The 14,913-nt window shown below is 71.3% G+C and carries 11 protein-coding genes; 5 read left to right on the top strand and 6 right to left on the bottom strand.

What is annotated here, in order from left to right:
- Positions 1–81 precede the first annotated feature (81 nt).
- Positions 82–540 (top strand): ATP-binding protein, encoded by a 459-nt coding sequence (locus N4G66_RS00235; RefSeq protein ID WP_261701800.1) that lies wholly within the window; start codon positions 82–84, stop codon positions 538–540.
- Positions 541–1,362: 822 nt separating this feature from the next.
- Here N4G66_RS00235 and N4G66_RS00230 read toward each other — a convergent pair.
- Positions 1,363–2,298: a cyclase family protein gene (locus N4G66_RS00230; RefSeq protein ID WP_261701799.1), complete on the bottom strand. Its 936-nt coding sequence runs from the start codon at positions 2,296–2,298 to the stop codon at positions 1,363–1,365.
- Positions 2,299–2,393: 95 nt separating this feature from the next.
- On the opposite strand from N4G66_RS00230, the gene N4G66_RS00225 reads away from it, so the two are divergent.
- From N4G66_RS00225 to N4G66_RS00215, 3 genes are all read left to right on the top strand, one after another.
- Positions 2,394–3,305, top strand: coding sequence for an SDR family oxidoreductase (locus tag N4G66_RS00225; protein WP_261701798.1), 912 nt, complete (start codon positions 2,394–2,396; stop codon positions 3,303–3,305).
- Between the two features lie 161 nt (positions 3,306–3,466).
- Complete coding sequence (locus N4G66_RS00220; RefSeq protein ID WP_261701797.1) at positions 3,467–4,858, top strand: acyl-CoA dehydrogenase family protein; 1,392 nt, start codon at positions 3,467–3,469, stop codon at positions 4,856–4,858.
- A gap of 200 nt (positions 4,859–5,058) precedes the next feature.
- Positions 5,059–6,108 carry a Zn-dependent alcohol dehydrogenase gene (locus tag N4G66_RS00215; protein ID WP_261701796.1) on the top strand — a complete coding sequence of 350 codons (1,050 nt, stop codon included), beginning with the start codon at positions 5,059–5,061 and terminating at the stop codon, positions 6,106–6,108.
- Positions 6,109–6,124: 16 nt separating this feature from the next.
- Here the strand turns inward: N4G66_RS00215 and N4G66_RS00210 are convergent, their stop codons facing one another.
- Complete coding sequence (locus tag N4G66_RS00210; protein WP_261701795.1) at positions 6,125–7,279, bottom strand: GlxA family transcriptional regulator; 1,155 nt, start codon at positions 7,277–7,279, stop codon at positions 6,125–6,127.
- A 71-nt stretch (positions 7,280–7,350) separates the two neighbouring features.
- Between N4G66_RS00210 and N4G66_RS00205 the strand changes: the two genes are divergently transcribed.
- Positions 7,351–8,685 carry an MFS transporter gene (locus N4G66_RS00205; protein WP_261701794.1) on the top strand — a complete coding sequence of 445 codons (1,335 nt, stop codon included), beginning with the start codon at positions 7,351–7,353 and terminating at the stop codon, positions 8,683–8,685.
- Positions 8,686–8,831: 146 nt separating this feature from the next.
- Here N4G66_RS00205 and N4G66_RS00200 read toward each other — a convergent pair whose 3' ends face one another.
- From N4G66_RS00200 to N4G66_RS00185, 4 genes are all read right to left on the bottom strand, one after another.
- Positions 8,832–9,455: a flavin reductase family protein gene (locus N4G66_RS00200; RefSeq protein ID WP_261701793.1), complete on the bottom strand. Its 624-nt coding sequence runs from the start codon at positions 9,453–9,455 to the stop codon at positions 8,832–8,834.
- A gap of 364 nt (positions 9,456–9,819) precedes the next feature.
- On the bottom strand, positions 9,820–10,698 hold the full coding sequence (locus tag N4G66_RS00195; RefSeq protein WP_391858726.1) for an enoyl-CoA hydratase/isomerase family protein: 879 nt from the start codon (positions 10,696–10,698) through the stop codon (positions 9,820–9,822).
- Between the two features lie 235 nt (positions 10,699–10,933).
- Entirely contained in the window at positions 10,934–13,159 is a 2,226-nt protein-coding gene (locus N4G66_RS00190) for an acetate--CoA ligase family protein (protein WP_261701791.1), read from the bottom strand.
- A gap of 461 nt (positions 13,160–13,620) precedes the next feature.
- A complete protein-coding gene (locus tag N4G66_RS00185; RefSeq protein WP_261701790.1) occupies positions 13,621–14,832 on the bottom strand; it encodes a flavin-containing monooxygenase in 1,212 nt (403 codons plus the stop codon).
- Between the last annotated feature and the right edge of the window lie 81 nt (positions 14,833–14,913).

Here is a 14,913-nt window from a genome sequence, read left to right as displayed (position 1 = left end):
CTGGCCATGCAGAAAATGGCTACGATCGTGGCCCTTGTGAGGCGCGAGGCGATGTGTCCGCCGGTTCGGATGGTGTGAGCGGTGCAGGTGCTTCAAGTGCAGCTGGAGATCCGGCCCGACCCCGCAGAGGTGGGGCGAGCCCGGCAGTGGGCCCGTTCGAGGCTCGCGGGGTCCGGGATAGAAGCCGATGAACCACTCGCCGAGACGCTGATCCTGCTCGTCTCCGAGCTTGTCACGAACGCCGTGGTGCACACCGGGTGTCCGGCCGTGCTGCGCCTCTGTCTGCCGGGCGGTGCCGGCGCCGCCACCGTGCGCCTCGAAGTGGCCGACTCCAGCACCCGGCCACCGATGCCGCGGCACGCCGACGGTGACGAGACCAACGGCCGCGGCCTGGAACTCGTCGACGGCCTCGCGGACCGCTGGGGCTGGAATCCGGAGGGTGCCGGCAAGCGCATCTGGTGCGAGGTGGACCGCTGCGCCTCGGGTGTCTCGCCGGATGCCCCGTACTCGGCCGACGGTTTCGCGTACGAGGCGGTCTAAGGGCTGTCGTTTGGATCATGCCGCAGACGCGGGGTCCGGCACGCACTCCCCCGAGCTCTTCGAGCAGGGGGGACCCCCAGCGGCGTTGTCGTCACTCGCCGACTCCCCACTCCCGGCTTCGCTCGAACGGGGGGACCCCCATCGCGTCGACTCCCTCCTCCGCCTTGCAGCCGCACGCACCACACCCCGCTCACCCCAGCCGACAAGGCACCGTCGGCACCCCGCAGCCTGATCCGAACGACAGCCCCTAGCGGCGGGTCCGGCGGCCACTGCCGGGCGGCTCGGGTCGCTTCCCCCGCGCGTGCCGCGTGAGGCGGTCCAGCGCTTCCCGTGCGTGTGACGCACCGACGCCTGCCACCCTCCGCGGGCCGACGGTTCGAGTTCCCGGCCGTGCGGTTCGCCGAGCCTCCCCCTCGTTTCTGTCCGGCAGGTCGCGGGCGACGGGCGTTCGGTTTTGTGCATGTATGCACGAAACCTCTGTACATGGCCGCGGTAGTGGCCGAATGCGCCGGGCCGTGCTTCCGTACGCGCTGTCTCAAATAGGGTGTAACGCCGTAAATCCCCGATCGGGTGTTGACGTGGCGTGTCCGTTTGATCACGCTTGTGTTCAGCGATTCGCCGCGAGGGGACGACGAGGGTTCCGGTGACGGGGGCCCTCGGCGAGTGCGGGTCGTGATTCGGCGTCGGCTCCCTTGCGGCCAGGGGGGCAGGGCGGGTGCGCCGGAGGCGGATGGCGGCGCGCGGTGCCGTGCCCGGGGTGAGGTGGGGGACCTCCCGGCCGGGCGCAGTCGAGAGTGGGGGAGGCGCGCCGCCAGCCGGCCCTCAGAGAAGTGCCACGGGTGCCACCGGTGTGCCGGTGCCGCCGACGAAGGGTTCCGGCATGGCCGACAGCAGGAAGGCGTAGCGGCCTTCTTGTCCACAGGCTGTGGACAACTCTTCGAGATTCCAGTTCTGGCCCTGCATCATCCCCATTTCGACCAGATCGAGTGCGTGCACGGGCAGCCACAGGTCCTCGATCTCGGGCGGGAAGATCTCGAAGGTCAGGGTGTCGTTGGCGACCGCCGCGACATCGCGCGCGTGGAACCACTCCGGGGTGCGCACCGACAGGCCCGGCGACGGATACCCGTACCCGTGCTTGTCGCCCGCCAGGTACACCTGGATCTGCCCTGTCCGTACGAGCACGATGTCGCCCGCCCGCACCCGCGTGCCCGCCAACTCCTCGGCCGCCTCAAGGTCTTCGGGGGTGACCGCGTGCCCGCCCGCGAGTCGGTGTTCGCCGCGGGCCCGCGCCACGTCGAGCAGGACACCGCGGGAGACGATGTGCCGCGGTTTGTCGATCCCGCTGAACTCGGCGCCGCCGTGCGGGGTGACGGTGGAGGCGGGACGGCCGTTGTAGAGCTTGCCGGAGTGGGAGACATGGGTCAGCGCGTCCCAGTGGGTGCCCGCCTGGAGGCCCATGGTCACGGCGTCGTCGCTGCACGCCACCGTCCCGGGGCCGAAGATCTCCTGGTTGATCTGCACCATGGCGTGCAGCGGATTGACTCGCCCCGGGATCATTCCGGTCTGCACGCCGTCCTGTTGGAGAGGGAGGGCGAGCGGCACGCGGCGCCCGGTCCGTACGGTCGCGGCGGCCTCCCGCACCACCTCGTCGGTGACGAGGTTCAGCGTTCCGATCTCGTCGTCGGCCCCCCAGCGCCCCCAGTTGTTCACCCGCTTGGCGATCTCGTGGAACTCCGGATGGAGCGTCGTCGGCGACATGAGTCCTCCCCGGGGCTTGTCTCCAGGTATCTGACGGGTCGTAGAATCCGAGTTGAATCTAACGGACCGTCAGAAACTGCGGGAAGGGGCCGGGAGTGGGGAACTTCTTGGCGGGCAAGGTCATCGCCGTCACGGGCGCGGGGCGGGGGATAGGCCGGGCGGTCGCCCTCGCCGCGGCGGCCGAGGGCGCGCGCGTCGTCGTCAACGACTACGGCGTGTCCGTCGAGGGCGCCGAGCCCACGAGTTCGGTCGCCGACACGGTCGTCAAGGAGATCGAGGCGGCCGGCGGGGAAGCGGTCGCGGTGGCCGACGACATCTCGACGATGGCGGGCGGGCAGCACGTCGTCGACACCGCGCTCGCGTCGTACGGGCGGATCGACGGAGTGGTGTGCGTGGCCGGGATCCTGCGCGAGCGGATGCTCTTCAACATGTCCGAGCAGGAGTGGGACCCGGTGGTCGCCACCCACCTCAAGGGCACGTTCACGCTCTTCCGGGCCGCCTCGGCGGTGATGCGCAGACAGGGCTCGGGCACGCTGATCGGCTTCACCAGCGGCAATCACCAGGGATCGGTCGCGCAGGCCAACTACAGCGCGGCGAAGGGCGGAATCATCTCGCTGGTGCGCAGCGCGGCCCTCGGACTGCACAAGTACGGAGTCACCGCGAACGCGGTCGCGCCCGTCGCCCGTACCCGCATGTCGGCGAACGTACCCATGGAGCTGAAGGAGATCGGCGAACCGGAGGACGTGGCCGCCCTCGTGGTCTACCTGCTGTCGGACCGGGCCCGCGAGGAACGCATCACCGGGCAGGTCTACACGATCGCCGGCCCCAAGATCGCCGTATGGGCCCAGCCCCGCGAACTGCGCGCCGGATACGCCGAGGGTGCCTGGACCCCGGAGAAGATCGCCGACTTCCTGCCCGGGACCGTCGGCGTCGATCCGATGCCGCTGCTGGAGCAACTGGAGGCGATGGCGCGGGCGGCGGCGGAGAAGACGCGCCCCAACGCGTGAGGCCGGGGCATGAGTTTGTCGCATGGTCCGTGTCGTGAGTCCGTCCGACTTCGTCTCGTGAGGTCCGTGTCGTGAGGTCCGTGTCGTGCGGTCCGTCTCGTGACTTCGTCTCATGAGTCCGTCTCGTGAGTCCGTCGTCGGTTCCGGTGGGAGGAGAGCGCGTGGATTTCGCATTCGGTCCGCAGGACGAGGTCTTCCGGCGCGAGGCGCGGGCCTGGCTGCGGGAGCACCTGGTCGGCGCGCCCGCGCGCCGTGACTGGGAGCGGGAACTCGGGCGGGGCGGCTGGATCGGACTCGGCTGGGACGAGGGAGGGTACGGGAACCGGCGTGCGGACCTGACCCGACAGGTCGTGTGGGCCGAGGAGTACGCGCGCTCGAAGGCGCCCGCCCGGTCCGGGCACATCGGCGAGAACCTGCTGGCTCCGACGCTCGTCGCGCACGGGACGCCGGAACAGAAGCGCCGCTTCCTGCCGCCGATCGCCCAGGGCCGGGAGCTGTGGTGCCAGGGGTACAGCGAACCCGGCGCGGGCTCGGACCTGGCGGGTATCCGGACGACTGCCTTACGGACGCCTCTCGGAGAGGGGACTCCCGTGGGGGCGAGTGCCGTACCGGCGGTTGATGCGGGGGCGTCTGCGCTTGGGACAACTGCCGTACCGGCGGTTGATGCGGGGGCGTCTGCGCTTGGGACAACTGCCGTACCGGCGGTTGATGCAGGGGCGTCTGCGCTTGGGACAACTGCCGTACCGGCGGTTGATGCAGGGGCGTCTGCCGTAGGGGCAACTGCCGTACGGGACACGGAGGCTGCTCCGGCAGGGGTGTTCCGGGTCACGGGGCAGAAGATCTGGACCTCGCTCGCCCACGAGGCGGATTGGTGCTTCGTACTGGCCCGTACCGAGCCGGGGTCCACCCGCCACCACGGCCTGTCGTTTCTTCTCGTCCCCATGGACCAGCCGGGCCGCGTAGAGGTCCGTCCGATCCGCCAGCTGACCGGCACGAGCGAGTTCAACGAGGTGTTCTTCGACGGGGCGGTGGCGCGGGCCGAGCACGTGGTCGGCGGCGAGGGGAACGGCTGGCGGGTCGCCATGAGCCTGCTCGGATTCGAGCGCGGGGTCTCCACGCTCGCCCAGCAGATCGGATTCGCCGAGGAGTTGGGGCGCGTGCTGCGGACTGCCGTCGCGACGGGAGCGGCCATGGATCCCGTGGTACGCGACCGACTTGTGCGGTTGTGGGCCGAGTTGCGCACGATGCGGTGGAACGCCCTGCGCACACTGGGCAGTTCGGAGAGCCTGGCGGATGCGGGCGCGCCGAGCGTGGCGAAGTTGCTGTGGGGCGGCTGGCATCGGCGGCTCGGTGAGCTGGCGATGCAGGTGCGGGGGGCGGGCGCGGCGGTGGGCCCGGCGGACTGGTCGGCTGCGCTGCCGTACGAACTGGACGCCGCCCAGCATCTGTTCCTCTTCAGCCGGGCCGACACGATCTACGGCGGCTCGGACGAGATCCAGCGCACGATCATCGCCGAGCGAACGCTCGGCCTGCCGAAGGAACCCCGGGGCTAGCCGCGACCCGCCCGGGTACGGTCCGGCACGACCCCGCTATGGCCCCGGTAGGGCCCAGGAACGGTCCGACAGGGTGCAGGACAGTTCGGTACAGCCCAAGAAAGGTCCGGAAGGGACCGGTACGGCCCGGTCGGCTCAGCAACTGCCCGGTACGGCCCAGGAACAGCCCGGGGTGGCCCGGGAAGAGGGGAGCTGGCGCGATGCGAGGCGTGATCTTCGACGGGAAGCGGACCCAGGTCGTGGACGATCTGGAGATACGGGACCCAGGACCCGGAGAGGTCCGGGTGGCGATCTCCGCGGCGGGGCTCTGCCACAGTGATCTCTCCGTGGTGGACGGGACCATACCCTTCCCCGTTCCTGTGGTGCTCGGCCATGAGGGTGCGGGCGTGGTGGAGGCCGTGGGTGCGGGCGTCATCCATGTCGAGCCCGGCGACCATGTGGCCCTGTCCACACTCGCCAACTGCGGGACCTGCGCCGAGTGCGACCGGGGGCGGCCCACGATGTGCCGCAAGGCGATCGGCATGCCGCAGCGGCCGTTCACGCGGTCCGGGGAGCCGCTCTACCAGTTCGCCTCCAACTCGGCCTTCGCGGAACACACGGTGGTGAAGGCGGTGCAGGCGGTCCGGATCCCGAAGGACATCCCACTGACGTCCGCCGCGCTGATCGGCTGCGGGGTCCTCACGGGCGTCGGAGCGGTCCTGAACCGGGCCCGGGTCGACCGGGGCGACACCGTCCTCGTCATCGGCACCGGCGGCATCGGTCTCAACGTCATCCAGGGCGCGCGGCTCGCGGGCGCCCTGCGGATCGTCGCCGTCGACTCCAATCCGGCCAAGGAGGCCGTGGCCCGCCAGTTCGGCGCGACGCACTTCCTGACCTCGACGGACGGGGTGAAGGGCATCCTCCCCACCGGCGCCCGGCACGCCTTCGAATGCGTCGGACGAGTCGAACTCATCCGTCAGGCGATCGACTTGCTCGACCGGCACGGTCAGGCGGTCCTTCTCGGCGTGCCCCCGGCGACGGCCGAGGCCTCCTTCCTCGTCTCCTCGATGTACCTCGACAAGTCCATCCTCGGCTGCCGCTACGGCTCGTCCCGCCCCCAGCGGGACATCGCCCTGTACGCCGAGCTGTACCGCGAAGGCCGGTTGCTCCTGGACGAGTTGGTGACGGCGACGTACCCGGTCGAGGACTTCGAGCGGGCGGCCGAGGACGCGCACGCGGGGAAGGTGGCGAGGGCGGTGCTGACGTTCTAGGGCGGTGGCGGAGGCGTCATGTCCGCGAGACGGCGAAGGAGTTCCCGCTCCCGGCTCCGCCGATTCCGTCAGCTCCTTCGCACCCGCCGACTCCTTCGCACCCACCGACTCCATCGGCCCCATCGGACCCATTCGGTCCATCGGTTCCTCCGGTCCCGCCAGTCCTGTCGGCCACGTCGATCCCGGCGCCCGACCTGAAGGTGCGCCGGTAGGTGGTCGGGGTGACGCCGAGGGTCGTCTGGAGGTGCTGGCGCATCGACTGGGCGGTGCCGAAGCCGGCGTCGCGGGCCACATGGTCGATGGACAGGTCGCTGGACTCCAGGAGATGGCGGGCGTGTTCGACGCGCTGCCGGGTGAGCCACTGGCCCGGGCTGACACCGACCTCCTCGCGGAAGCGCCGGGTGAAGGTGCGGACCGACATGGACTCCTGCTCGGCCATGTCGCGCAGCTGGATCGGCTCGTGGAGGCGGCCGAGCGCCCAGGCGCGGGCGGCGGTCGTGGTCGCCGACTGCGCCTCCGGCACCGGGCGCTGGATGTACTGCGCCTGCCCGCCGTCGCGGTGCGGCGGTACGACGGTGCGGCGGGCCACCTCGTTGGCGACGGCGGCGCCGTGGTCGCGGCGTACGAGATGCAGGCACAGGTCGATCCCGGCCGCGACGCCGGCGGAGGTGAGGACGTCGCCGTCGTCGATGAAGAGCACGTCCGCGTCGACCTGGATCTGTGGGAAGAGCTGCTGGAAGTGCTCGGCGTGCATCCAGTGCGTGGTGGCCGGGCGGCCGTCGAGATATCCGGCGGCGGCGAGGACGTAGCTGCCGGTGCAGATGGAGACGAGGCGGGTGCCGGGGCGGATGTGCGCGAGGGCGGCGGTCAGCTCGGGGGTCAGGATGCCTTCCTGCTGGACGGGTCCGAGTTCGTACGAGGCGGGGACGACGACGGTGTCGGCGGTGGCCAGCGCCTCGGGCCCGTTGGCGACGAGGACGGCGAAGTCGGCGTCCGTCTCGACCGGGCCGGGCGGCCGGACCGAGCAGGTGACGACCTCGTACAGCGACCGCCCGTCGGTGTCCCTTGCCTTGCCGAAGATGCGCTGCGGAATACCCAGCTCGAAGGGGAGCAGACCGTCGAGGGCGAGGACGACGACGCGGTGCGGACGGAACGAACCCGAAGAGGCCATGGCCCGATCCTAGCGAATGCTGTCCTTCGGGCCAGTGGTTCGGTGTGGGCCGTTCCTCGAAGATCTATGGCGTGACCCAGACAAGCGAAGCCGCCCCGGCCCCCGAGGACTCCCGGCCCATCCGACCCGCGGCCCGTCACCGCATCCACCGCGCCTGGTTCGTCGCCGCCGTCACCTTCGTGACGATCATCGGCGCGGCCGCCTTCCGGTCGCTGCCCGGACTGCTGATCGACCCGCTGCACCAGGAGTTCCACTGGTCGCGCGGCACGATCAGCGCGGCGGTCTCGCTCAACCTCGCGCTGTACGGACTCACGGCGCCGTTCGCCGCGGCGCTCATGGACCGCTTCGGCATCCGGCGCGTGGTGGCGGTCGCCCTGACCGTGATCGCGGTCGGGTCCGGGCTGACCGTGTGGATGACGGCGGCCTGGCAACTGCTGCTCTGCTGGGGTCTGCTGGTGGGCCTGGGCTCCGGTTCGATGGCGCTCGCCTTCGCCGCGACGGTCACCAACCGCTGGTTCACCGAGCGCAAGGGCCTGGTGACGGGCATCCTGACGGCCGCCTCGGCCTCGGGTCAGCTGATCTTCCTGCCGCTGCTGTCCTGGATCGTCACGGAGCACAGCTGGCGTCCGGCCGCGGTGACCGTGTCCCTCGCCGCCCTCGCTGTCGTCCCCTTCGTCTGGCTGCTGCTGCGCGACCACCCGGCCGACGTGGGCCAGATGCCGTACGGGGCGAAGGAATTCGTGCCGAAGCCCGAGCCCGTGCGGGGTGCCGCCCGGCGTGCGGTGACCGTGCTGCTCTCCGCGGTCCGCACGGGCCCCTTCTGGCTGCTGGCCGGGTCGTTCGCGATCTGCGGCGCCTCGACGAACGGCCTGGTCCAGACGCACTTCGTGCCCGCGGCCCACGACCACGGCATGCCCATCACGGCGGCCGCGTCGCTCCTCGCGGTGATCGGCGTCTTCGACGTGGTCGGCACGGTCGCCTCGGGCTGGTTCACCGACCGCTTCGAGCCGCGTCGCCTGCTGGCGGTGTACTACGCCCTGCGCGGCATCTCGCTGCTGTTCCTCCCGATGCTGCTCCACGCGACCGTGCACCCGCCGATGGTCCTCTTCATCGTCTTCTACGGCCTCGACTGGGTCGCCACCGTCCCGCCCACCCTGGCCCTGTGCCGTGAGCAGTACGGCGAGGACAGCGCCATCGTCTTCGGCTGGGTCCTCGCCTCCCACCAGGTCGGCGCCGCCCTCGTCGCCTTCCTCGGCGGCGTCGCCCGCGACCACCTCGGCTCGTACGACGTGGTCTGGTACGCCTCGGGCGCCCTGTGCGCGGCGGCCACGCTGATGGTGCTGGTGATCCGGCGCCGACGGCCGACGCTCCCGCTGACCGCGGCGGTTTCGCCCGCTGCCGCGTGACGGGGTCGGTCCGCCCTCTGCCCGACGTCTCACGTCGGGTGAGCGGCCGGCCGTGTGTCGCGTCGGGTGAGCAACTGGCCGTGACTCTAGTCAGCCCGGGAACAGGCCGGGAGTAACGTCAGGTCGGGAACTGGCCGTGAGTAACGTCAGGTGAGGAACCGGCCCTTGTGGAAGAGCAGCGGCGGCACGTCCTCGTCGCCGTCGCCGCTCGTGCCGAGCGCGTCCACCCGGCCCACCACGATCAGGTGGTCCCCGCCCGTGTGTACCGCGTGGATCGTGCAGTCGATCCAGGCCGCGGTGCCCGCGAGGCGGGGGGAGCCGGAGACCGGAGCGGTGTCGTAGACCACCCCGGCGAACTTGTCCGCGCCGCTCACCGCGAAGCCACGGCACAGGTCGCCCTGGTGCGCGCCGAGGACGTTGACGCAGAAGACGCCTGCGCGGGCGATACGCGGCCAGGTCGTCGACGTACGGCCGACCATGAAGCAGATCAGCGGAGGGTCCAGGGAGAGCGAGGCGAACGACTGGCAGGCGAAGCCGGCCGGGCCCGCCGGGGCCTCGGCGCCGGTGGCCGGTGCAGTCACCACGGTCACGCCCGTCGCGAAGTGCCCCAGAACATGACGGAATTCGGCCGGATCGACGGGCGCCCGCTCGTCCTCGCCGACCGCGCGCAGATCCGGACGCGGCAACGCCTCGACAGGCCCCGCGACGGTGGGGGCCCCGGCCGACCTGAGGTAGCGGACGGCGGCGGCGGCCATCCCTGCGTGTCCCATCACGCCTCCCATTGAAGCTGACGACACGTCAGATAGGAAGGGGTTCGCGAGGCCGGGAGCACGGCGGTACAACAGGTCGGGCGAGGCGCCCGACGAGGCCCGCCCTCGCCGGGCGGGCACGGTGGGACTGCCTGGCCACCTGCGCATACTGAAGCAGGGCTGAACGGGCAGGCTCTGCTCTCGTGCGCGCCGACCGGCTTCCATGTGCGCCGACCCTGCTTCCGCGCGGGTCGGGCCTGCCCTCGTGGCGTCGGGCGGTCCCTTCGGTCGGGAGGGCCCGTTCTTCGCGCGGGCCGGTTCGCTCTTCACGCGGGTCGGTTCGCTCTCCGCGCGGGCCGGTTCGGCGCTGTCCGGCCGAATCCGCTCAGCGGCCCTCGTAGCGGGGGCTCCGCCGTTCCACGAAGCTCGCCACGCCCTCGTTGGCGTCCACCGTCGTCATGTTGATCTCCTGCGCCGCCGCCTCCGCCGCGAAGGCGCTGCCCCGGTCGGTGTCGAGGGAGGCGTTGACCAGCTGCTTGGTGAGGGCGAGGGCGCGGGTCGGCCCGGCGGCGAGCCGCTCGGACCATTCACGCGCCGTCTTCTCCAACTCCTGCGGCGGTACGACCCTGTTGACGAGCCCGATCCGCTCCGCGTCCGCGGCGCTCAGCGCGTCACCGAAGAACATCAGCTCCTTGGCCCGCTGCGGACCGACGAGCCGGGTCAGCAGATAGGCCCCGCCGCCGTCCGGAACGAGACCGCGGCGCACGAACACCTCGATGAACCGGGCCGGTTCGGCCGCCAGGACGAGGTCGCAGGCGAAGGCGAGGTGCGCGCCGATGCCGGCCGCCGTGCCGTTGACCGCCGCGATCACCGGTTTCTCGCAGTCGAGAACGGCGGCGATCAGGCGCTGCGCGCCCAGCCGGATGGTGCGGGCGACATCACCGGGCACCCGCTCCCCGGTGGGCGGACCGCCCCGCAGGTCCGCTCCCGCGCAGAACCCGCGGCCGGTCGCCGTGATGACCACGGCCCGCACCCCGGGGTCGGCGGAGGCAGTCGCCAGCAGCTCGATCACGCGCTCCCGCTGGTCCCAGGTGAGCGCGTTCATCGCCTCGGGCCGGTCGAGGGTGATCCACGAGACGGCGTTGTCAGTGGCGTGACGTATCAATGAGTCGAGGGACTTTTCGGCTGATTCATGAGATTCATGAGATTCATCAGATTTATGAGATTCAGGAGCTTTGCGGGATACGTGGGGGGAGTCGGTCATGAAGGTGCTCCGTTTCGTACGGGGGTTGCGGGCGGGTCTGCCAAGCCGTGCGCATGGCCTGGGCGGCGCGTGTCTGCGCTCGAGAACGCGTCGGCGGGCGGGTGCGTGGCGGCGGGCCGGTGCGCGCGACCGTCCCGGTGCCGGTGCCGGTGCCGGTGCCGGTGTGGGAGCGGGAGCGGGAGCCGGTGTGGGAGCCGGAGCAGGAGCCGGTGTGGGCGTTGGCGTTCGCTCCGGCTCAGCGGCACATCACCAGTGCGTCCAGGGCCACGGCTCCCTGCCCGCGAGGCAGCACCATCAGCGGATTGATGTCCAGCTCCGAGATCTCGTCCCCGAGTTCGAGCGCCATGCGCTGGACCCGGATCACGACCTCGACCAGCGCGTCCACGTCCACCGGCGGAGCCCCGCGCACCCCGTCGAGGAGCGCCCGCCCCCGCAGCTCGGACAGCATGGCCCGCGCCTGGTCGTCACCGAACGGCGGCACGCGTACGGCGGTGTCCCGCAGCACCTCGACGAGGACCCCGCCGAGCCCGACGGTCACGGTCGGCCCGAAGAGCTGGTCGTGCGTGACGCCGACGACCATCTCGACGCCCCGCTCGACCATCTGGCACACGAGGACGCCGTCGAGGGAGATGCCCTCGTAGCGGGCGATGTCCGTCAGCTCGCGATAGGCGTCGCGGACCTGACTGGCGGAGGTCAACCCGATCTTTACCAGGCCGAGTTCGGTCTTGTGGGCGATCTGGGCGCCGGAGGCCTTCATGACCACCGGGTAGCCGACCTGGCTCGCCGCCCGCACGGCCGCCGCCGCGCTGGTCACCAACTGCTCGCGCGGTACGCGGATCCCGTACGCGCGCAGCAACTGCTTGGCCGCGTGCTCGCTCAGCTGCTGACCCGGGCGCATCAGGGCCTGTGCCTTGCGGAAGGAGGGCGACGGGGTGCGCGGGGCCTCGTCGAAGGGCGAGCGGTAGGCGGCGGTGAACTGCGCGTGCTCGAGGTGGGCGCGGACGGCGGTGATGCAGTTGGCGAACGTACGGAAGGTGGCGACCCGGGACGACCCGAGCAGCGTCTCGCGGTAGGCCGCCTCCGTGCCGACCGGCGATCCCCACACCACGCACACCAGCTTGTCCGTCTGTTCCGCCGCGTCCACCAGGTCCTGCGCCAGTTTGTCGCTCATGGGCGGGAAGGGCCCAGTGATCGGGCAGATGAGTACGCCGACGGCGGGGTCGGCGAGGATCGCGTCGATGATCTTCCGGCCGCGCCAGTCGCCGACCGGGTGACCACCGTTGTCGATCGGATTGGCGACGTTCAGGTAGTCGGGTATCCAGGTGTGCAGCTCGGTCTGTTTGGCGTCCGAGAGGACCGGCAGGTCAAGACCCGCCTCGCTCGCCAGGTCCGCGAAGTGCGCGCCCGTGCCGCCCGAGATCGAATAGACGGCGACGCCGTCGGCCTGCGGTGCCCGGGCTCGCGCCAACAGGGCCGCGGTGTCCTGGAGTTCGTCGAGTCCGTCGACGCGGATCACGCCGAACTGCCGCATCGCCGCGTCCACCACGGTGTCGGCGCCGGTCAGTTTGCCGGTGTGCGACGCGGCGGTGCGGGCGCCGGTCTCGGTGCGGCCGACCTTGACCGCGACGACGGGCACTCCGCGCCGGGCGGCGCGGTCGGCGGCGAGCAGGAAGGAGCGGCCGTCCTTGAGCCCTTCGACGTAGCAGGCGATGGCGCCGACCTCGGGCCGTTCCGAGAAGTAGGAGATGAAGTCCGCGGTCTCCAGGTCGGCCTCGTTGCCGGTGGGCGCCCAGTGGGAGAGGCGGACGCCCAGCTGCTGCATCGCGAACACCGGCCGTCCCTGGTGACCGGACTGGGTGATGAGAGCGACCGCAGGGCCGTCGAGGTCGTCGCGGAAGTTCTCGAAGGCGTTGAGGTTGGTGTTGGGCCCGAGCAGCCGCAGACCGGAACCGCGTACGGCGGCGGCGAGCCGGGTCTGCGCGGCGGCGCCCTCGGCCCCGGTCTCGGCGAATCCGGACGCGAAGGCGACCGCGAACCTCACCTTGGCCTCGGCCAGTTCCTCGATCACCGGAAGGGGGTCACCGACGAGGAGCACGGCCAGATCCACCTGCTCCGGCAGGTCCGCGACGGAAGGGAGGCACGGCAGGCCGAAGACGGACCGACGGGTGGGGTGTACCGGGTGCAGGCGGGCGCCGACCCGCTCGGCCCAGCCGATCAGCTGCCGGGTGATCCCGGTGTTCGGCCGCCCCTCGGTGTCCGAGGCGCCGATCACGGCCACGGACTCGGGACGGAAGAAGCGGTCCAGATCGGGCACGACGGCGTACAGCGGGCGACCGCTGACGTCCAGGTCGTCGACCTCGGCCGGCCGTCCGTGCACGACCGGTGAGGGCTGCTCGCCGCAGGCGATGACCCGGGCCCGGCGGGAGTCGGTGGTGAGGGTGCCGTGGGTTGATCCAAGCATCGGTCCGCCCGCTCCTGTGTGGCAGTCAACTTTTAACTGACGCAGTGTCAGATTACTTAACTGACGCCGTGTCAGGAACCGTTGTGCAGGCAAAGGCTGTGGAGGTGGAACGGGAGAGCGCCGCGGCGCGGGCGCGCGAGGACGCGCGGCGGGTTCCTGCTACGTACCCGCCACGCGCCGCCGGGGAACCCGAAGCCGGAACCCGACACCGCGCGGTCGATGTGACCGGCGGCTGCGGGCTGCGGGCTGCGGGCATGCGGGCATGCGGGCATGCGGGCATGCGGGCATGCGGGTATGCGGGCATGCGGGGAACGATGTGCGGGGAAGGACGTGCCGGAAGGGCACGCCTGGGCGTTGTCGGTGGGTGCGTCGGCTGGGCCGCTGTGTCAGCCGGGTGGTCGGCGCGTCAGGAGGGTGGTGGGTGCGCCAGAGGGTGGTTGGCGTGTCAGGTGGTGGGTGTGTCAGCGGGTGGGGGCCGGCGTGGCCTCGGCCTTGGAGGTGTGCCGGGCGACCGCCTTCGCGATCTTCTCGGCGTCGAGGGCGAGTTCGCGGAACATACCGCTGATGGGGTTGGTGAAGCCGGTGAAGTACAGGCCGGGCGCGTTCTTCGGTGTGTGTCCGCCGTGCACGACCGGGTGCCCGCGACCGTCGAGCACGTCGAGGTGCCCGACCATGTCTTCCAGGGCTCGCAGGTATCCCGTCGCGGCGATCACCACGTCCGGGTCGATCCGGCTCCCGTCGGCGAGGACGGCCTTGTCGTCCTCGAACCCCTCCACCGCGGCCACGACCTCGACCTTCCCCTTGCGGACGGCGGCGATGAGGCCGACGTCCTGGACGGGGATGGAGCCTTCGTTGACGCGGGAGTAGAGCCCGGTGCCGGGGCGGGGCAGACCCTGCGCAGCCAGGTCGGGCACGCTCAGCTTCGCCATCGGCCCGGCCAGCCTGTCCACGAGCCGCACCGGCAGCCGTCGTACGAGAATGCCCGTGAACTGCGCGGCCCAGCCGGCCGTCGAGCGGCGCACGATGTGCGGCGCGGTGCGCACGGACAGCCGTACGCGCGAGGCGCCGCCCTCGACCAGGTCCACGGCGATCTCGGCGCCGGTGTTGCCGACGCCGACGACGAGGACGTCGCGGCCCGCGTAGGGGGCGGGGTTGCGGTACTCGCCGGCGTGCAGCAGCTTGCCCGTGTAGGTGTCACGGCCGTGCCAGTCCGGGATGCGCGGGGTGTGGTTGTAGCCGGTCGCGACGACCACCGCGCTGCCGGTCAGTTCACGGCCGCCGGTGGCGTGCAGGAGCCAGCCGTCACCGCCCGGGGCGGGCTCGATGCGCGAGACCTCGACGCCCGTGACGATCTCCAGCTTGTGGTGCTCGGCGTACTTCTCCAGATAGCGCACCACGTTGTCGCGCGACACCCACCGCCCGAACGAGCGCGGCATCGACAGCCCCGGCAGCGCGGACAGCCGCCGGGTGGTGTGCAGGTGCAGCCGGTCGTAGTGGCGCCGCCAGGACGCGCCGACCTGGTCCGACTTCTCCAGCACGACAGCTCGTACGCCCCGGGCGCGCAGTGCGTACGCCGCCGCGAGCCCCCCGGGGCCGCCCCCGATCACATACACGGGGCGGTCCTCGTGGGACGGCACCGTGCGGGGGGTCGTGGAAGCAGTCGAGTCGGCCATAGCGCGAGCGTAATCACGGCTTTGCTTGATAGGTCTCGGTCAAGACCGGAATCGGTTGCGAACTGGTCACGACTGTGGGAG

The sequence above is a fragment of the Streptomyces rhizosphaerihabitans genome, from assembly GCF_025399795.1.
GTDB lineage: Bacteria > Actinomycetota > Actinomycetes > Streptomycetales > Streptomycetaceae > Streptomyces > Streptomyces rhizosphaerihabitans.
This window is presented reverse-complemented; position numbering and strand designations above follow the sequence as displayed.

What these genes read in the sequence shown, in the direction of transcription:
- N4G66_RS00230 (WP_261701799.1), bottom strand. Translation starts at nt 2,298, where the DNA reads ATGTCGCCGACGACGCTCCATCCGGAGTTCCACGAGATCGCCAAGCGG.
- N4G66_RS00215 (WP_261701796.1), top strand. Translation starts at nt 5,059, where the DNA reads ATGCGAGGCGTGATCTTCGACGGGAAGCGGACCCAGGTCGTGGACGAT.
- N4G66_RS00210 (WP_261701795.1), bottom strand. Translation starts at nt 7,279, where the DNA reads ATGGCCTCTTCGGGTTCGTTCCGTCCGCACCGCGTCGTCGTCCTCGCC.
- N4G66_RS00200 (WP_261701793.1), bottom strand. Translation starts at nt 9,455, where the DNA reads ATGGGACACGCAGGGATGGCCGCCGCCGCCGTCCGCTACCTCAGGTCG.
- N4G66_RS00195 (WP_391858726.1), bottom strand. Translation starts at nt 10,698, where the DNA reads ATGACCGACTCCCCCCACGTATCCCGCAAAGCTCCTGAATCTCATAAA.
- N4G66_RS00190 (WP_261701791.1), bottom strand. Translation starts at nt 13,159, where the DNA reads ATGCTTGGATCAACCCACGGCACCCTCACCACCGACTCCCGCCGGGCC.
- N4G66_RS00185 (WP_261701790.1), bottom strand. Translation starts at nt 14,832, where the DNA reads ATGGCCGACTCGACTGCTTCCACGACCCCCCGCACGGTGCCGTCCCAC.